The 17,361-nt window shown below is 64.9% G+C and carries 15 protein-coding genes; 7 read left to right on the forward strand and 8 right to left on the reverse strand.

From position 1 onward, the window contains the following. Positions 1-2: 2 nt before the first annotated feature. A complete protein-coding gene (locus tag AC1RHV_RS13380) occupies positions 3-2,174 on the reverse strand; it encodes an acetate--CoA ligase family protein (RefSeq protein WP_492301045.1) in 2,172 nt (723 codons plus the stop codon). Positions 2,175-2,263: 89 nt separating this feature from the next. Further along, the gene (locus AC1RHV_RS13385; protein WP_370528716.1) at positions 2,264-3,259 is read right to left on the reverse strand and encodes a Bug family tripartite tricarboxylate transporter substrate binding protein; all 996 of its coding nucleotides are present in this window, start codon (positions 3,257-3,259) and stop codon (positions 2,264-2,266) included. A 384-nt stretch (positions 3,260-3,643) separates the two neighbouring features. Here AC1RHV_RS13385 and AC1RHV_RS13390 point away from each other — a divergent pair, with 384 nt between their 5' ends. The 5 genes from AC1RHV_RS13390 to AC1RHV_RS13410 are packed head-to-tail and all read left to right on the forward strand — an operon-like array spanning position 3,644 to position 9,490. Next, complete coding sequence (locus AC1RHV_RS13390) at positions 3,644-4,753, forward strand: NAD(P)-dependent alcohol dehydrogenase (RefSeq protein WP_492301047.1); 1,110 nt, start codon at positions 3,644-3,646, stop codon at positions 4,751-4,753. A 41-nt stretch (positions 4,754-4,794) separates the two neighbouring features. After that, positions 4,795-6,084, forward strand: coding sequence for a cytochrome P450 (locus AC1RHV_RS13395; protein ID WP_492301049.1), 1,290 nt, complete (start codon positions 4,795-4,797; stop codon positions 6,082-6,084). Continuing rightward, positions 6,081-7,073 (forward strand): PDR/VanB family oxidoreductase, encoded by a 993-nt coding sequence (locus tag AC1RHV_RS13400; protein WP_460360538.1) that lies wholly within the window; start codon positions 6,081-6,083, stop codon positions 7,071-7,073. The genes AC1RHV_RS13395 and AC1RHV_RS13400 overlap by 4 nt, the downstream gene beginning before the upstream one ends. Further along, positions 7,028-8,506, forward strand: a complete 1,479-nt coding sequence (locus AC1RHV_RS13405) for an aldehyde dehydrogenase family protein (RefSeq protein WP_492301051.1) — start codon at positions 7,028-7,030, stop codon at positions 8,504-8,506. Before AC1RHV_RS13400 ends, AC1RHV_RS13405 begins: the two co-directional genes overlap by 46 nt. Before the next feature lie 21 nt (positions 8,507-8,527). Continuing rightward, positions 8,528-9,490: a Bug family tripartite tricarboxylate transporter substrate binding protein gene (locus AC1RHV_RS13410; protein ID WP_492301053.1), complete on the forward strand. Its 963-nt coding sequence runs from the start codon at positions 8,528-8,530 to the stop codon at positions 9,488-9,490. Positions 9,491-9,594: 104 nt separating this feature from the next. On the opposite strand, the gene AC1RHV_RS13415 is transcribed toward AC1RHV_RS13410, so the two are convergent. Further along, positions 9,595-10,623, reverse strand: coding sequence for a Bug family tripartite tricarboxylate transporter substrate binding protein (locus tag AC1RHV_RS13415; protein ID WP_492301055.1), 1,029 nt, complete (start codon positions 10,621-10,623; stop codon positions 9,595-9,597). A 182-nt stretch (positions 10,624-10,805) separates the two neighbouring features. Next, positions 10,806-11,432 (reverse strand): LysE family translocator, encoded by a 627-nt coding sequence (locus AC1RHV_RS13420; RefSeq protein WP_054455611.1) that lies wholly within the window; start codon positions 11,430-11,432, stop codon positions 10,806-10,808. A 134-nt stretch (positions 11,433-11,566) separates the two neighbouring features. Between AC1RHV_RS13420 and AC1RHV_RS13425 the strand changes: the two genes are divergently transcribed. Together AC1RHV_RS13425 and metC are read left to right on the forward strand one after the other, a co-directional pair. Then, entirely contained in the window at positions 11,567-12,292 is a 726-nt protein-coding gene (locus AC1RHV_RS13425; RefSeq protein ID WP_119449839.1) for a nitroreductase, read from the forward strand. Between the two features lie 82 nt (positions 12,293-12,374). Continuing rightward, a complete protein-coding gene (metC, locus tag AC1RHV_RS13430; RefSeq protein WP_054455607.1) occupies positions 12,375-13,568 on the forward strand; it encodes a cystathionine beta-lyase in 1,194 nt (397 codons plus the stop codon). A 21-nt stretch (positions 13,569-13,589) separates the two neighbouring features. Here metC and AC1RHV_RS13435 read toward each other — a convergent pair whose 3' ends face one another. From AC1RHV_RS13435 to AC1RHV_RS13450, 4 genes are all read right to left on the reverse strand, one after another. After that, positions 13,590-14,567, reverse strand: coding sequence for an alpha/beta hydrolase (locus tag AC1RHV_RS13435; protein WP_175212862.1), 978 nt, complete (start codon positions 14,565-14,567; stop codon positions 13,590-13,592). Further along, positions 14,546-15,757 (reverse strand): ABC transporter substrate-binding protein, encoded by a 1,212-nt coding sequence (locus AC1RHV_RS13440; protein WP_119449842.1) that lies wholly within the window; start codon positions 15,755-15,757, stop codon positions 14,546-14,548. Before AC1RHV_RS13440 ends, AC1RHV_RS13435 begins: the two co-directional genes overlap by 22 nt. 136 nt (positions 15,758-15,893) lie before the next feature. Beyond that, positions 15,894-16,523: a thiol:disulfide interchange protein DsbA/DsbL gene (locus tag AC1RHV_RS13445; protein ID WP_054455603.1), complete on the reverse strand. Its 630-nt coding sequence runs from the start codon at positions 16,521-16,523 to the stop codon at positions 15,894-15,896. Positions 16,524-16,604: 81 nt separating this feature from the next. Continuing rightward, positions 16,605-17,357 carry an SPOR domain-containing protein gene (locus AC1RHV_RS13450; RefSeq protein ID WP_175181656.1) on the reverse strand — a complete coding sequence of 251 codons (753 nt, stop codon included), beginning with the start codon at positions 17,355-17,357 and terminating at the stop codon, positions 16,605-16,607. Between the last annotated feature and the right edge of the window lie 4 nt (positions 17,358-17,361).

Below are 17,361 nucleotides of genomic sequence, written 5' to 3' on the forward strand. Positions count from 1 at the left end.
GCCTATCTCCCAATTTCCGATTCAGCGGCGGATGGTGCAGTTTCTTCGGTCAATACCAACAGGGCATCGACCGCGACGGCACCCTGGCCGTGCGGGTAAAGCAGGACCGGATTCAGGTCGATCTCGTCGATGCGCCCCGGATGCGCGGCAAGCAGGTCCGAGACCGCCACCAGAACTTGCGCGAGCGCGTCCAGATCCGAGGCAGCCTCGCCTCGCACGCCTTCCAGGATCGCACTGCCCTGCAGACGCGAAATCATGTCGCGCGCAATGGTGAGATCCAACGGCGCGGCAGCGAATACGACGTCGCGCAGAACCTCGACGTAGATGCCGCCAAAGCCCAACATCACCAGGGGGCCGAAATCGGGATCGTTGACGGTACCCACCACCATTTCTCGTCCTGGGGGCATCATCTTCTGGATCTGGACGCCTTCGATACGGGCCTTGGGCGCGTAGCGCCTGGCGTTGGCGATGATGCCCGCATAGGCCGCCTCTACCTCCGCGGCGCCAGTCAGGTTCAGCGCTACGCCGCCCGCCTCGGTCTTGTGCGGAATGTCGGCGGAGACGACCTTGAGCACAACCGGCCAACCGATGCGCTCCGCTTCCGCCACGGCTTGAGATGCGCTGGTGGCGAGCGCTTCGGGCGCCATGGGAACGCCATAGGCTGAAAGCAACGCCCGTGCTTGAGCGGCGTCCAGTGAGCCGCCCGCGCCGGGTAGCGTTACGCGCGGGGTCGCCACGCTGGGAATGGCCGACTCGGCGGCGCGGCGGGAGAGCCATTGGTCGCGAAACAGCCGATAGTCGTCCAGCTTCGTCATCGCATAGGCGAAGCCCTCCAGGTCCAGGTGCAAGCCGCCAAGGCGGGCCAGGGTCTCCAGGCCAGAAGGCGCCGGAACGCCCGGAGAATGGAACACGAGCGGCCGGGTGGATTTGGCCAGGAGCGGAGCCAACTGGGCCTGCATATCCGGAATGCGGCGTGAACTGACCAGCGACACAATGATCAATCCCACATCGAGGTCAGGCGCGCGTTCCAGCAGTTCGAGTATGCGCATCAGCGTCGCGCCGCCGTCCTCGACGACATGAGCTGTGACGTCGACGGGGTTCTCGCTGGAGCCGTAGTCCGGCACGATGGCTGCCAGTTCTTGCTTCAGGGCCGGGGTCAGCTCGGGAACGTCGAGCCCCGCACGTTCGCAGATGTCGGCGGCCCAACCGCCAGCGCCGCCCGAGGTGGTTATGATGCCGACGCGCTTGCCTTGGGGCTGGGCGCCAACGCTGACGGCTGCTGCGATGGCGAGCATCTGCTCGGGGTTGTCGACGCGGATGACCCCATAACGCCGGAAAGCGGCCTCATAGGCGGTGTCTGCGCCGGTGAGATGAGCGGTGTGCGAGACTGCTGCACGTTGGCCCGCCATGGACTGTCCCACTTTGGCCACCACCAGGACCACGCCGGCGTCGGCCGCGCGCGCGGCGACCGATGCAAAGCGCTCCGGATCGCGGAAACCTTCCAGGAACAGCAGAATCGCTTTGGACGTCCCCTGTGCGATCAAGTGATCAACGACCTCCAGCATTTCGACGTCGGCTTCATTCCCGGTGGAGACAAGGCGTCCGATCGGAATATGTTCGTGGCAGGCGCGACTGTAGAGTGCGAACGCCATGGCGCCCGACTGCGAAACAATGCTTACGGGGCTGCGCAAGGGCAGCGAACCATGAGGCGGCGCCGGCATGGCCTCCAGCGTCGGGCTGAACGTGGCGGTCATGCCGGATTCGATATCGATGAAGCCTTCCGCGTTGGGGCCAAGAATACGCATGCCGGTGCGCCGTGCGAAAGCGGCGACCCGATCTTGCAGCCGCTCGCCGTGGCTGGCGTTGCTGGCCCCTGCGGAGAAAATGGCGGCAGCCTTGATGCCGCGTCCGGCGCATTGTTCGAGCACCTCCATGACCTGAGGGGCCGCGACGGCGATCAAGGCGAGGTCCACGGCTTCGGGCAGGGCCAGCACGTTCGGGTAGGCCTGCAGCCCCTGAATGGTGGAGCTGCTCGGATTCACGGGATAGATCGCCCCGGCGAAGCCGCCCGTGCGCAGCAGTTTTAGCAGGCGGCCACGGATCTTGTTGGTGTCTTCCGAGGCGCCGACGACCGCCACGTGCTTCGGGGAGAAGAGAGAGGAGAGGCTGTTCAAGGCGCGAATCATCCTGTTCTTGGTTGGCTTATGGGAAATGGGGCTGTCGTTGAGAGTCGCCCGTGCTGCGGGTATCCGTCGCGGGCGTGTCAGTTGCGATTCATGATCTTGGCGAGCAGCGGCGTGATGGTCCGGTGTTCCTGCTCCAGGCGTTGGCGCATCGCTTCAGGCGTGCCGCCCAGGACCTGGTAGCCCGATGCCAGCAGCTGGGCGCGATTCGCTTCCAGGGCAAAGGCCGCCGCCCGGTTCAGGCGCTGGATGACGGCGGGTGGCGTGCCGGCAGGCGCAACGATGCCCGTCCAGGTGTCGGAGACATAGTCTGGCTGCCCCAGCTCTTCGCCCATCGTGGGTACCCCGGGCAGAAGCGGCATGCGTTCGCGACTGCCGACGGCCAGTATGCGCAACTTGCCGTCGCGCATGGACGGATAGGCCGAGCCGACGTAGGAAAGCATCATGTCGATTCGTCCGCCGAGAAAGTCCGTGGTGGCCGGCCCCGCGCCCTTGTACGGCACGTGCAGGATGTCGATCCCCGCCGCGTGCTTGAGCGCTTCGCCCGCCTGATGCGGGGACGTACCGCTGCCGGGAGAGGCATAGGTCAGCTTGCCAGGGTGATTCTTCGCATAGGCGGCCAGTTCCCGCAGCGTCTTGAAGCGCGATTCCGTCCGTACCGTGATCGTCATTGGCGCCAGGATGACGAGACTGACCGGCGCCCAGCTGGTTACGGGGTCATAAGGAAGCTTTGCGTAGATTGCGGGGTTGACGACATGCACGCCGGCGGTACTGGCGAGGATGGTGTAGCCATCCGGCGCGGCCTTGGCTACCGCTTCGGCGCCGATGATGCCGCCTGCGCCGGCGCGATTCTCGATCACGATGCTCTGGCCGAGCTCCTCGGACATGCTTTTCGCCAGTATGCGAGCGACCGTATCGGTGGCGCCTCCTGGCGGAAATGGCACGACCATCCGGATGGCGTGATCGGGGTAATTGGCGCCGTTTGCAGTACCTGTGGCGAACCATGCCACGACCGCAAGAGATGCCGTGGCCAAGGTGGAAATTACGCGCCGCAAGTGGCGGCTATCGATGTTCATGCCTATGTTCCCCTGGTTGATTGGGAAATGTTGGACTGTCGATTCAGGCCTGAAAACTTCGCATTGCGCATGGAAAAGTTGAGGAAAACGCATGGCTGTGAACGCTGCGGCGCGTTTGCGGCGATTTCTGCCGCACGGTCCGGAGCATCAAGCTCGTACTTCGGCAGAGTCGGGCGATCCTGCGGGATGCCTGCGATCCGGAAGCTATGTATTTATGGAATGTCTTCCGGAGCAACGTGAAGTGTTGCGCGAGGACATCCAGGTTCATCATGAGCTTCGTAAAAAATTCGATGGTCCGCGCGGGTCAATCCAGATTGCCCGATGCGCCGTCACGGGCGGCACGGCAGATCGCGCAGGACGAGTTCCAAGGAGCAGGAGACATAGATGCAGATCGTGGCAGCGGTCACGCGGGCGCCCAACGCCCCGTTCACGCTTGAGCAGATCGAACTGGATGCCCCGCGTGCGGATGAGATTTTGATCCGCATAGTCGGCGCCGGGATTTGTCATACCGACCTGGTTGCGCAAGCGGGTTCGTTCCCCATGGCGATGCCCGCCGTCTTCGGACATGAAGGCGCCGGTATCGTTGAAGCGGTTGGGACCGAGGTGCGCAAGGTCCAGCCCGGAGACCGCGTCGCGATCACATTCCTGTCCTGTGGGCGGTGTCCAACTTGCGAGCGGCATGAGCCAGCCTATTGCCACGCCAGGCGTACCCTGAACTATCGGGGCGCGCGCGCTGACGGCTCCGCAACCCTGTGCGATGGCAATGGGGCGATCTCGGGGAGCTTCTTCGGCCAGTCGTCATTTGCGACTCACGCCATTGCCCTGGAGCGCAATGTCGTCAAAGTCCCGCAAGAGATGCCTTTGCATATCGCCGGTGTGCTGGGGTGCGGAGTACAAACCGGCGCCGGCGCCGTCATGCGTTCGATGGCATGCCGGCCCGGCTCGACGCTGCTTGTTCTCGGCGGCGGGGCGGTCGGGCTCAGCGCAGTCATGGGCGCGGTAGTCCAGAGCTGTCAGACCATTATCGTCGTCGAACCCAATGCGCTACGGCGGGACCTCGCGCTTACGCTGGGTGCGACCCACACGATTGATCCAGCAGGGGCGCCCGATCTGGGGATGGCGGTCAGATCGATCTCCCCGCACGGGGCCGACTACGTGCTCGATACCAGCGGCGTTCCGGCCGTCGTCGGCGCGGTGCCGGCGTGTCTGGCGCCGCGCGGCACATTCGGCTTCGTCGGCGTACCGCCCGCGGCGGCGCGAGAGCTGGGGCTGCCCGGAACTCTCTTGACGGCGATGGGGAACGGATACACGTACCGGGGCATCATCGAAGGCGACAGCGACCCGGATCAGTTCATTCCAGAATTGATGGAGCTCCATCTTCAAGGTCGATTCCCCTTCGACAAGCTGATCAAGACCTACCCGTTGGCCGAGATCAACCGTGCGATTGCCGAGCAGCAACAAGGCCTTTGCACCAAGCCCGTACTGCTGCCCTGAATGCGGGCGCCGCACTTCTCTATTCCCAGGAACCGGAAACCATGAGTCTTCCCGACGCAATCTTGCCGCAGCACATAGCAGATGCAATCATCGATCCCAAGGTCCATGCCGACCTGGAGCGGCTGCATGCCGCCTACGCCTGGGCGCGTGCGAACAACCCGTTGGGCCGGGCGCAGGTAGAAGGCTATGATCCCTTTTGGGTCGTGACCAAGCATGCCGACGTCTCGCTGATCGGGCGCGATAGCCAGACCTTCCACAATGCGGATCTTCCCGTCGTCTGCTTGCCGCGGGCGACCATCGAGCACATGATCGCCACGACGGGCAATCGCGATCTCACCAAATCACTGATCCGGCTCGATGATCCCGAGCACAAAAAGCTGCGTGCGCTGACTCAGGCATGGTTCATGCCCAACAGCATCCTGAAGCTCGACGAGCGGATGCGGGCGCTCGCCAAAGCTACGGTCGACAAAATGGCTGTGCAGAGCGGCGAGGTCGTTGATTTCGCGCGTGACGTGGCGGTGCATTATCCCCTGCATATCATCATGGACATCCTGGGCGTGCCGTCCGAGGACGAGGCGCGCATGCTGACGTTGACGCAAGAGCTGTTTGGCGGAGATGACCCCGAACTCAGTCGCAATAAGGGCTCCTCCATGGATTTGAAGGCCAAGGCCGAGGCGAAAAAGGCGGTAATCGCCGACTTCCGGCAGTACTTCGACGCCATCACTGCCGACCGCCGGGCCAATCCGCGCAATGACGTGGCCAGCCTGCTGGCCAACGCTGAAATCGATGGGTTGCCACTGAGCGACATGCATCGCTTGGGCTACTACGTCATCATCGCCACGGCCGGCCATGATACGACTTCGTCGTCGACGGCCACCGCCATGTGGGCGCTGACCCAATCTCCCGAATTGTTGGCGCGGTTGAAGGCCGATAACACTCTCATACCGGCCTTTATCGAGGAGGCCGTGCGCTTTGCCTCTCCGGTCCGTCATTTCATGCGCTGTGCGACCGCGGACGTCGAGATCCGCGGCCGGACCATCAGAAAGGGGGACTGGGTGATGCTGTGCTATGGCTCGGCAAACCGCGACGAAGAGATATTCGAAGACCCATTCTCCTTCCGCATCGATCGCAAGCCCAACCGCCACCTAGCCTTTGGCATCGGCGCCCACGTATGCCTCGGGCAACACCTGGCCAGGATGGAAATGCGAGTGTTGTTCGAGACGATGATTCCGCGGCTCCAATCGGTTGAGCCTGCCGGCCCGCTTGAACTGGTCGCCTCGAATTTTGTCAGCGGGCCGAAGCGGCTGCCGATCCGCTACAAGCTGCATTGAATCCAGACAAGGGCGGCATCGGCATGAGTACGACAAAGACACTTCAGGTGCGCGTCACGCGGCGCACGCAGGAAACCGAGGACATCGTCAGCCTGGAATTGCGAGATCCCGCAGGAGGCTTGCTACCCGTATTTTCGGCGGGCGCCCACATCGATGTGCACGCGGGAACGGGCCTGGTTCGTCAGTATTCCCTCTGCGGCGCGCCGCAGGAGCGCGACCGCTACATCATCGGGATACTGCGTGAGGCCTCGTCGCGCGGCGGTTCCGAATGGATCCACGATCGCTGCCTCGAGGGTGCGATGATCCAGATCGGCGAGCCCCGCAATCATTTTCCGTTGCAAGAGGCAAGGCGCAGCATCCTGATCGGCGGCGGCATCGGCATTACTCCGCTGTTGAGCATGGCGGAAGCGCTGCACGCTGCCGGAGGAGATTTCGAACTCCACTACTGCGCCCGCAGCGTTGGCAAGACTGCCTTTCGTGGACGAATCGAGCAAGCCGCGTTCTCACGGCAGGTGCGATGCCACTACGACGACGGTAGCGTGGATCAGAAACTCGATCTTGCCAGGTTGCTTTCGCAACCCGATGCGGGCACGCATGTTTACGTTTGCGGCCCTGCTGGATTCATCGATTGGGTGTGTCGAGAGGCGGCCGAGGCAGGCCTCGCTCGAGAGCAAATCCACTTCGAGTACTTCGGCGGCAAAGAAATCGACTCGGCCAACGACCAAGCCTTCGACATCAAGATCGCCAGCACCGGCCAGCTATTGCGCATCCCTGCTGACCGCAGCGCCGCAGCGGTGCTCCAGGAGGCCGGCATCGATATCTACACGTCCTGCGGCGAGGGCTCGTGCGGCACCTGCGTGACACGGATCGTGGAAGGCGTTCCGGATCACCGCGATGTATTCCTCACGGATGATGAACACGCGGCGGGCGACCAGTTCACGCCATGCTGCTCGCGCGCGAAATCGCCTTTGCTGATATTGGATATCTGAGGAACGCCATGAATATCGAAGATCCATTCAGCATGACTGTCAGTGGCGCCGCGATTCCTTCGTTCGCCACCCTGGATGTCGTAGACCCGGCAACGGAAGAGATTGTTGCCGTCGCGCCGGACGCTACGCGTGCGCAGCTCGACCAGGCCGTGGAAAGCGCGCGCAAGGCGTTTTCGAAATGGTCTGGCACGCCTATTGCCCAGCGTCAGGATTTTCTGGTCAGGATCGGGCAGACTCTGGTCGCCAACCAGGAGATTTTGGCGCAGTTGCTGACGCGGGAGCAAGGCAAGCCGCTTGAGAATGCGCGCAAGGAAGTCGCACGCTCAGCATACTGGTGCGCCGAATTCGCCAAGCTTGATCTGCCGGTGCAAACGCTAGAGGACACCCCGGACATGCTGGTGCAGGTGCGGCGCGTCCCGATCGGAGTCGTTGGCGGAATCGTGCCGTGGAATGTTCCGCTGTTGCTCGCGCTCTGGAAAATTGCGCCAGCATTGTTGGCGGGCAACACGATGGTGCTGAAGCCATCGCCCTTTACGCCGTTGGCCACGTTGAAGCTCGGTGAGTTGCTGCGTGACGTGCTGCCGCCGGGAGTGCTCAATGTAATCAGTGGCGGCGATGCGCTCGGACCGTGGATGTCTTCTCATCCTGGCATCGACAAGATCAGCTTCACGGGCTCCACGCGTACCGGCCGTAGGGTCATGGAAAGCGCGGCCATCAACCTCAAGCGGCTGACCCTTGAACTCGGCGGCAATGACGCGGCCATCGTGTTGCCGGGCTGCGATGTCGAGGAGATTGCGTCGACGCTGTTTTGGGGAGCGTTTATCAATAGCGGGCAGGTCTGCGTTGCGATCAAACGGCTCTACATCCACGAGGACATTTACGAACCCCTGGCCGGGGCGCTGGCACGCATTGCCAGCCAGACGCCGATGGGCCGTGGCATGGACGCCGCGGTGAAGCTCGGTCCCGTGCAGAACAGGCAGCAGTTCGAGCATTTGAAGGGATTGCTTGCCGAGACCCGCGCCCAAGGTTGCCGAATTCTCGCGGGCGGCGAGATCCCGGCGGGCAAAGGGTATTTTTTTCCGGTGACGCTGGTCGACAACCCTCCGGACACCGCCCGCGTGGTCCAAGAGGAGCCGTTCGGTCCGATCTTGCCGTTGCTCAAATTCAAGGACGTGGATGAGGCCGTGGCGCGCGCCAATGATTGCGAATTTGGGTTAGGCGGCTCCGTGTGGGGACCTGACGAGGAGCAGGCTCTGGCTATCGCCTGCCGGCTCAACGCCGGCACGGTATCGGTTAACGGCACGCTGGCGCTCTCTCCTTCCAGGCCAATGGCAGGGCATAAGCAGTCGGGCCTGGGTGTGGAGAACGGCATCGAGGGGTTGTTGGAGTACACGCTGGCGCAGACGATATCCATGAAACGTCGGCGCGCCTGAAACGGGAATGCAATGATGCGCATGCGGATGCTCTTCATGCCGGTTCTGGCGCTGTTGGCAACCTGGAGCGCAAGCTCTGCCCTCGCCCAGCCGTATCCTGTCCGTCCCGTTCGGATCGTCGTACCGTTCGCCGCCGGAGGCGCGGCGGATATCGTCGGCCGGTTGCTGGCCGAGGAAATGCGGAAGGACCTGGGGGTGGCGGTGATGGTGGAAAACCGCGGTGGTGCAAATGGCCTGATTGGAACCGAAGCCGTGGCGACGGCCGCGCCAGACGGCTACACGCTGCTGTTTGGAACGAACACCACGAATGCCGCCGCGCCGGCACTGTTCAAGCAGCTTCCATTCGATCCCGCCAAGGCCTTCCGCGCCGTCGCGCTGGTCGCCAGAACGCCCTTCGTGCTGGTCGTGCGCGGCGACGGCAGCATGAATACGCTTGGCGAACTGGTCGCCTTTATGAAACAGAACCCAGCGGCCGCAAACTACGCCTATAGCAATAGCACGGCTCAGGTGGCTGGGGCGTTCTTTGCCAAGCAGGCGAACGTGCCTATGACTGCGGTCCCGTACAAGGGCGAGGCCGCTGCGATTACAGACGTCGTCGTCGGCGAAGTGGCCTTTGCCTTTGCTAGTGTCGCGGCCGCGCGCCCGTTTCTGGATTCCAAGCGTGTGCGGGCGCTTGCGGTCACATCACGCGCCCGGTCGGCGTTGCTGCCCGATATCCCGTCCATCGTCGAGGCGGGATTTCCGGACTCGGAGACTGTTGCCTGGGCGGCGTTCTTCGCGCCCGCCGGTACTCCCGACGAGATTGTTCAGCGGCAAAGCGCCTCGCTTGAGAGGGCGTTGGCCCAGCCCGCCATGAAAAGGCAGCTTGCACGTCATGGCAGCGAAGTCGATTACCTGCCTCTCCAGAAGACTGAGGAATTCGTCAGGGATCAGTTCGAGGTCTGGGGGGCAAAGATTCGGGCGGCCGGTATCGAACCGCAGTAGGCCGCCGGCAACAAGCGTCGGCGCGCATAGAACGGGAATGCGACGATGCACATACGGAAGCTCTTCATGCGGCATCGTCGGTTTTCGGCTGCCTGAGCGCCGTCTCAGTCCAGCGTTACGCCCGTGTCGGCGTTCAGCTTGAGGATGATCGGAAGATAGGTCTGGTACTCGGCCAGGGCTTCGTCGGGCAGGTTCCCGATCGGTTCCAGGTCCATCGCGAGCAGCCTGTCGCGGACCTCGGGGCTCTGCACCGTAGCGCTGACCTCGCGACCCAGCCGCTCGACGACGTGTGCGGGCGTTTGGGCCGGGGCCAGCAGCGTCGTCGGTGCAATGGCCCGGTAAGCGTCATCGTCGTAGCCCGACTCGGCCATGCTTGGGACGTCCGGCAGGCTGCTGATCCGCTTGCTGCCGAGCACGGCGAGGGCCCGTATCTTGCCGGTGGCAAGGGGCTGCTTGAGCGTGAACACGGAGGCCAGGGCAACGTCGATCTGGCCGCCAAGCAACGCCGTCATGATCGGCAGCTCGCCCTTGTAGGGTACGTTCAGGATGTCGATGCCGTAGGTCTTGTTCATGTAGTGCTGAATGAGGTGCGGTGTGGAGCCTGGTCCCCACGATCCCATTCGGAGCGCGCCTGGTTCCTTTCTTGCATATGCGATCAGCTCATCGATGTTCCTGACGGGTAACGCACTGTTGATCACGATCACTCCCGTACCCTTGGCGACATCGGAGACCGGCCGCAACTCGGTGCGCGGATCGTAGGGCAGCTTCTTGAAGAGCACCAGGTTGGCGGTGATCGGGGAGGCCAGCGTCAACAGCAGGGTGTAGCCGTCCGGGGCTGATTTGGCGACGTAATTGGTCGCGATGATGCCGCTTGCGCCAGGCTTGTTCTCCACGAGCACGGGCTGGCCGAGCCGCTTGCCCAGGCCTTCGGCAACCGAGCGTGCGATGGTATCGACCTGCCCGCCGACCTGGTAAGGCACGATCAGATGCAAGGGCCTGGTTGGATAGTCGGTCTGGGCGCGCGCGGACAAGGGCAGGATAGCCAGCGCGGCGGCAAGCAATCCGACCCGTGTGGCAACCGCCGCCAGCGCTTGGGCAGCGGGTTTCCAGTACAAATGTTTGTTTTGCTTCATGGCCACTCTCCTTGCGCCGCAAGAGGTGGCTATCGGCGTCCATGCCTAGGCCTGTGTTGGGGCGGTGCGGCAATCTTGGACTGTGGGCGCCGGTCCGCAAACTGCAAATTCCGCATGTACATATGGGAAATACACAGGGCGCGCGCAGCGCAGGTGGGTCGGGAAGGGTTTTCGCCGCCTCTTCAACGCGAGGCGGTCGCCAGCCGCACGGCCAACCCGACAAACACCAGCGCGGCGATCCGGTTCAACCAGCGCTTGGCCGTCACCGAACGCTGCAGCAGTTCCCCGAACGCGCCCGAGAAGAACGCGATGGCGCCGAACACCAGCAGCGTGGACACCATGAACACCGCGCCCAGCTGCATGGTCTGCAAGCCCACGCGGCCCAGCGCCGGTGAGGTGAACTGCGGCAGGAAGGCGAAGAAGAACAGCAGGACCTTGGGATTGGTCAGGTTCATCACGATGCCGCGGCGATACAGCGCACCGGGCTTCATGGGTTCGGGGCGCTTGCCGTCCTCGGGTTCGACCGGCGCGCGCAGGATCTGCCATGCCAGATAGGCCAGGTAGGCGGCGCCCGCAAGCTTCAGCACGGTGAAGGCCATGGGCGAGGCCGCGAACACGGCCGCCAGCCCAACGGCCACGGCGGCCGTATGCCCCAGCAGCCCCGTGCACAGCCCCAGCACCACGAACATGCCGGCCTTGCGTCCCCAGATGGCGGATTGCATCAGCACGAACAGGTTGTCCGGCCCTGGAGTCAGGGCCAGCAGGACGGCAATGCCGAAGAATGCGATCAGGGTGTCGATGGGCAGCATGGGGGTCGCCTGGAACGGTTCGACCGGCTTCGGAAGGCCGGAAGTGGCATCATAAAGGGAAAGACGTGCCCATCATGCATGCCGCATGCGTCCCTGGCGGGGCGTGTGCGACCCGATCAGGAGAGACAACCGCCATGCCACCATCCGCCATGCCGCATTCCCCGCAGCCCTTGCAGGCCGCCGACGCACGCCCCGATGCCGCGCTCGAGGCGTGGCTGCATGCGCGCCACAGCTGCCGCGCCTTCCTGCCCGAACCGGTCGGGCGCGGCACCATCGAGCGCATCCTGGATCTGGCGCAGCGCGCCGCGTCCTGGTGCAACTGCCAGCCCTGGCAGGTGACGATCACCGAAGGCGCGGGTACGGAACGCCTGCGCGACGCGCTGCAACGCCGCGCGGAGCAGTCTGGCTTTACGCCGGATTTTCCGTTTCCGCGCGAGTATCAGGGCGAGTACCTGGCCCGTCGGCGCGAATCAGGCTTCCAGCTGTATGGCGCGGTCGGCGTGGCGCGCGGCGACCGCGAGGCATACCGCCGCCAGGAAATGCGCAATTTCCAGCTGTTCGACGCGCCGCACGTGGCCATCATCACCACCGACGAGGCGCTGGGCGAATACGGCGCGATGGATTGCGGCGGCTATGTGGCCAATTTCCTGCTGGCGGCCCAGGCCAATGGCGTGGCGACCGTCGCCCAGGCATCCCTGGCCATGTACCCGGAAGTGCTGCGCGAGGAACTCGGCATCGCCGCGGGCCGCCGCGTGGTCTGCGGCATTTCCTTCGGTTATGCCGACACGGCGCACCCCGCCAACAGCTATCGCACCAGCCGCGCCCCGCAATCCGAAACCGTTACCTGGATCGGCGAATAGGGACAGGCTGCGCCTGGCCTGATATGGTTCATCCTGATCGCTTTTATTCCGCCCCTGTCCATACGCAAGCAGTCCACTGAAGATGCCCACCAAACACATCGATACGCTTCTGCAGCACGCAGGCACCGCCCCGTTCAACCCTGAAACCGGCACGGCGCCGGTGCCCCTGCCGCCGATGCGGGCCAGCACGGTGCGCTTCGAGAACCTCGCCGCGCTTGAAAAGGCCCAGCGCGACAAGGCGGCAGGCGGCCGCGCCTCCACCTACGGGCGCATGGGCATGGACACGCATGCGGCGCTGGAAGAAGTCTTCACCCAGCTCGAAGGCGGTACGCATTGCTACCTGGCGTCCTCGGGCCTGTCGGCGATGACCATGGTCATGATGGCCCTGTGCTCGGCCGGCGACCACGCACTGATCTCGGACTGCGTCTATGGTCCGATGCGCGAACTCGACGACGCGGTGCTCAAGCGCATGAACATCGAGATCACCTACTTCGCGGCTGGCGAGGATCTCGAAGCGCTGGTGCGTCCCAACACCAAGCTGCTGTACGTGGAGTCGCCGGGCTCGCTGTTGTTCGAGATGCTGGACATGGGCGCCATGGCCGCTTTCGCGCAGAGCCACGGGCTGGTGCTGGCCACCGACAACACCTGGGGTTCGGGCTACATCTACCGTCCGCTGACGCTGGGCGCGCAGGTGTCTGTCATCGCCGGCACCAAGTACGTGGGCGGGCATTCGGACCTGATGCTGGGCGCCGTCGTCACCAATGACGAACAGATAGCCCGCAAGCTCAACCGCACGCAGTACGCCATGGGCTATTCGATCAGCGCTGACGACGCCTGGCTGGCCTTGCGCGGGGTGCGCACCATGCCCATCCGCATGGCCCAGCATGCGCGCCATGCCTTGCAGGTGTGCGAGTTCTTCAAGAGCCGTCCCGAGACCGTGCGCCTGTTCCACCCGGCCTGGCCGCAGGATCCCGGCCACGCCCTGTGGCAGCGCGATTGCACTGGCTCCAATGGCATGCTGTCCGTCGAGCTGCGCCTGTCGCCGGCGGCGGCGCGCGTGTTCGTGGATTCACTGACGCTTTTCGGCATCGGCTTTTCCTGGGGCGGCTACGAAAGCCTGGTGCAGCTGGTGTCGGGCAAGGACCTGGCCAAGCACCGCTACTGGGGCGAAGGCGACAACGCCCTGGTGCGGCTGCATATCGGCCTGGAATCGCCGGACGACATCATTGCCGACCTGACCCAGGCGCTGGAAAAAGCCGCGGCCGTCCAGGGCTGAACGACGCAAGGCGCGGCGGCCTCAGGCGGCCGCGCTACGTATCCACGCGCCGATGCGCGCGGCGATGTCGTCGCTGTTGTCGTCCATCATGGGCATGTGCGAATTGCCGGCAATGCCCATGTCGGCCAGGCGCCAGGTTTGTACGCGGGCGCCTTGGCGCGCCAGCTCATCGGCATAGGCCTGGCCGGTGGCGCACAGCTTTTCCCATAGCGGCGTCGCGTCCAGGTAGTCGCCATAGACGAACAGAAAGGGCTTGTCCGCCACGGCTTGGGCCGTCACCTCGGACGAGTAGCCCGAGGGTTCGATGCCGATGACGCCGCGCACCAGGTCCGGCCGCGCATGCAACGCGCGGTAGGCGACTTCGCCGCCGTGGCTGTGCGCCATCACCAGGCAAGGTCCGACGCGGTCGAGCACCGCGCAGAATCCCCGTAGGGCCGCATCGTTATTGCCCAGCCAGCGCGGTACCGCGTGGCGGATGAATTCGTCGAACGCGGCGACCGGAAAGCGCTGCCCTTCGAACGCGCGCCGCGCCGCGTAGTCTTCGGCGCGGCCAAAGCGGAACAGCGTCCAGCTTTCCTCGGCATTGCGGATGATGGGCGGCTCGGGCCAGACCTGTGTGAACGGGGCCCAGCCTGCGCGGCCACGCTCGACGTTGTCCACCACGTACACCGCATGTCCCTGCCGCAGAAAGTGCTGCATCCAGCCGGGCCTGCCGTCGGGCGTCTGCTCCCACATCGCGCCCGTCATGCCGCCGCCATGCAGCAGCACGATGGGCAGCGGATGCGCCAGGCGCGCCGGGATGAAGTACTGCACGTAGGCCTGCTCGAAGTGATACAGGCCGTTGGGGTCATACGCCAGCGATGCGCTCTGCGTGAAGGCGATCTCGCGCTGCGGCAGGCCGTCGATACGCACCTGCCGCCCGCCCGCGTAGAAGCTGCCGAAGTCGGCCAGGGCCACTGCCTCGGGCGGCGCTTGCGTCATGGCTTGACCAGAGGACATTGGCTTTCCGACAAGGGCCAGGCCAGCGCCGCGCCAGGAATGTTGCGCACGATGTTGTAGTAGTCCCAGGGCGCCTTGGACTGCGCCGGCGTCTTGACCTGTGCCAGCATCATGTCGCGCACCACCAGGCCGTCTTCGCGGATGCGCGCGTTCAGGCTGAACGGGTCGTCGATGGGCAGCGATTTCATCTTTGCCATGACGGCATCGGCGTCCACCGTGCCTGCCGCCTTCACGGCTTGCAGGTAATGGCGCACCGAGCCGTAGACGCCTGCCTGCAGGAAGGTGGGCGGACGCCCCACGCGGGCCTCGAACTTCTTGGCGAAGGCGCGCGTGCCGTCGTTCATGTCCCAGTAGGACGGCACGGTCAGGTAGGTTTTCTGCGCGGCTTGCAGGCCCAGGCTGTGCACGTCGGTGATCAGCAGCAGCATGGCCGCCAGCTGCTGCGCGCCGCCGATGCCGAATTCCGCGGCCTGCTTGATGGCCGAGATGGTGTCGCCGCCCGCGTTGGCGATGGCGATGATCTGCGCCTTGGAGGCCTGCGCCTGCAACAGGAAGGATGCGAAGTCCGACGCGTTCAGCGGGTGGTAGACGGTGCCGACGACCTCGCCGCCGTTGGCCTTGACCACGGCCTCGGTGTCGGCCGCCAGCTGCTTGCCAAAGGCGTAGTCGGACGCCAGGATGAACCAGCGCTTGTTGCCCTCGTTGACCACGGCGGTCGCGGTGCCGCGCGACAACGCGTAGGTGGTGTAGGTCCATTGCACGCCGTAGGGCGAGCACTGCGCCTGGGTCAGCGCGGTGGTGCCAGGACTGGAGAACAGCACCAGTTTCTTCTTGTCGCGCGCGATGCCCTGCACCGCCAGCGCGACCGACGAGTTGGGCACGTCCACGATCACGTCCACGCCGTCGGTGTCGTACCACTTGCGCGCCATGCCGCTGCCGATGTCGGGCCGGTGCTGGTGGTCGCCCGAGACCAGCGAAATCGGCTTGCCCAGCAGGGTGCCGCCCATTTCCTCGATGGCCAGGCGGGCGGCTTCGACCGAGCCGCGGCCGGTGGCGTCGGCGGTGACGCCCGCCATGTCCGTGAGTACGCCGATCTTCACGCCGTCGGTTTCGTTGGCTTGCGCCAGGCCGGCGGCCAGCGCCAGGCACAGGCCCAGCATCGCGCGTTTGCGCGGGAATCGCTGCTTCATTTGTCTTCCACCCATTGTGTGCCGCTGTTGCGGCGATTTGTTGTGCGGAAAGTGTAGCGCGGGCTCGGGCGGGAACCGCAAAGAAAAACGCCCCGGCCGGCAGGCTCGGGGCGTTCGGGATTCCGGCTGGAAAGTATCAGTTGCGCGCCAGCGGGATCAGGCGGGTCACTTCCTTCAGCGCGCCTTCGTAGCTATTGCCCGCCATCACCGGCGAGGTCATGAACTTGCCGCCGACGGCGAACGAGGGGGTGCCGTCGATGCGGTAGGCGTCGGCCAGCTGGGTGGCGCGCTGCACCTGCGTCTGCACGCTGAACGAATCGAAGACCGAGTCGAACTTCTCGCGGTCCACGCCCTGCGTGGCGATCCATTCGCCCATCGCCTTCTTGTCGAACAGGCGCTTGTGCTCGCCGTGGATGGCGGCAAAGACCTTGGGGTGCAGATCCGGGCGGTCCAGGGCGAGCAGCGTGTAATAGAGCTGCTGCAACGGCTTCATGCCGGCGTTGAACGCGATCGGAACCTGCTTGAGCACCACGTCCGGCGGCGCGGTCTTGGCCCAGTCTTCAACCATGGGCTCCATGGCGGCGCAGTGCGGGCAGGTGTAGGCGAAGAATTCCAGGACCTCGATCTTGCCCGGGGTGTCCGACGGCAGCGGCGGATTGATGGCGATGGACTGCTGCGTACCTTGCGCGTGGCTTGCCGGGCTGAAGAATGCCGTGGCGGTCAGCGCGGCCGCGGCCAGGATGCGGATTATCTTGGGGGACAGCATGGATGAGAGGTTCCTGAGTAAAAAGTTACAGACAGGCCCGGGGCCGGATAAGTTCAATGCTTGCGTGCGCGGCGGCCCACATTACTGGCGCACCACCGCGGTTTCGATCTTGTTCTCGCCCAGACGGCCGCGCGCCCGGTTCATGTCGTCCAGGCGGGCAAAGGGCCCCACCCTGACCCGATTGATGGGCTTGCCGTTCACTTCGGCCTTTTGCACCGCCACCGGCAGGCCCAGCAGGATGATGCGGGCCTTGAGGGACTCCGCGTCGTTCTCGCCCCGGAAGGCGCCGGCCTGCAGGTAATACGTGCCGTTGGCCGCGGAGGCGGTGGCGGCCGGCTTGGGAGCCGGCGCGGGCGCAGCGGCGGGGGCGGCCTTTGAGATAGGCGTGGGCGCCTGGCTGGGGGCGGCGGACGGCGCGGCCGAAGCCGCGGCGGGCGCCTTGGACGTAGGCAGGGTGGCGATCAGCGCGCCCAGGTCGTCCAGCTTGGCGGGGGTGTCGTCGCCCTTGGAGGCGGTGGGACCCGTGGTCTGGCCGGTACCGGCTCCAGGCAGCGGCGCGGGCGCCGTGGCGGTCGGGCCGGTGGAAGGGGTGCCGGCGCCGCCGTCGCGGCCGTACAGGCCGGCGTTGGGGTCCGGCGCCTGGCGCGGGTCCGGCAGCTTGCCGTTGTCGCCCTGGCGGCTGGCCCGGTCGACGAAGGGCACTGGCGCCTTGGTGACGTAGAAGGCGACGACGGCGGCCACGATCAGGCCGATGAGCAAGCCGGCCAGCGCGCCGTACAGGGTGCTGCCGCTTTCGCCGGAGGAGCGGCGGGTGGTTTTGCGCTTGGTTGCCATGAAC

The organism is Achromobacter sp. GW823-FHT04E03, from assembly GCF_058796095.1.

Coding starts and splice junctions, on each gene's coding strand:
- AC1RHV_RS13385 (WP_370528716.1), bottom strand. CDS start 3,259: ATGAACATCGATAGCCGCCACTTGCGGCGCGTAATTTCCACCTTGGCC.
- AC1RHV_RS13390 (WP_492301047.1), top strand. CDS start 3,644: ATGCAGATCGTGGCAGCGGTCACGCGGGCGCCCAACGCCCCGTTCACG.
- AC1RHV_RS13395 (WP_492301049.1), top strand. CDS start 4,795: ATGAGTCTTCCCGACGCAATCTTGCCGCAGCACATAGCAGATGCAATC.
- AC1RHV_RS13405 (WP_492301051.1), top strand. CDS start 7,028: ATGCTGCTCGCGCGCGAAATCGCCTTTGCTGATATTGGATATCTGAGG.
- AC1RHV_RS13410 (WP_492301053.1), top strand. CDS start 8,528: ATGCGGATGCTCTTCATGCCGGTTCTGGCGCTGTTGGCAACCTGGAGC.
- AC1RHV_RS13415 (WP_492301055.1), bottom strand. CDS start 10,623: ATGAAGCAAAACAAACATTTGTACTGGAAACCCGCTGCCCAAGCGCTG.
- AC1RHV_RS13420 (WP_054455611.1), bottom strand. CDS start 11,432: ATGCTGCCCATCGACACCCTGATCGCATTCTTCGGCATTGCCGTCCTG.
- AC1RHV_RS13425 (WP_119449839.1), top strand. CDS start 11,567: ATGCCACCATCCGCCATGCCGCATTCCCCGCAGCCCTTGCAGGCCGCC.
- metC (WP_054455607.1), top strand. CDS start 12,375: ATGCCCACCAAACACATCGATACGCTTCTGCAGCACGCAGGCACCGCC.
- AC1RHV_RS13435 (WP_175212862.1), bottom strand. CDS start 14,567: ATGTCCTCTGGTCAAGCCATGACGCAAGCGCCGCCCGAGGCAGTGGCC.
- AC1RHV_RS13440 (WP_119449842.1), bottom strand. CDS start 15,757: ATGAAGCAGCGATTCCCGCGCAAACGCGCGATGCTGGGCCTGTGCCTG.
- AC1RHV_RS13445 (WP_054455603.1), bottom strand. CDS start 16,523: ATGCTGTCCCCCAAGATAATCCGCATCCTGGCCGCGGCCGCGCTGACC.
- AC1RHV_RS13450 (WP_175181656.1), bottom strand. CDS start 17,357: ATGGCAACCAAGCGCAAAACCACCCGCCGCTCCTCCGGCGAAAGCGGC.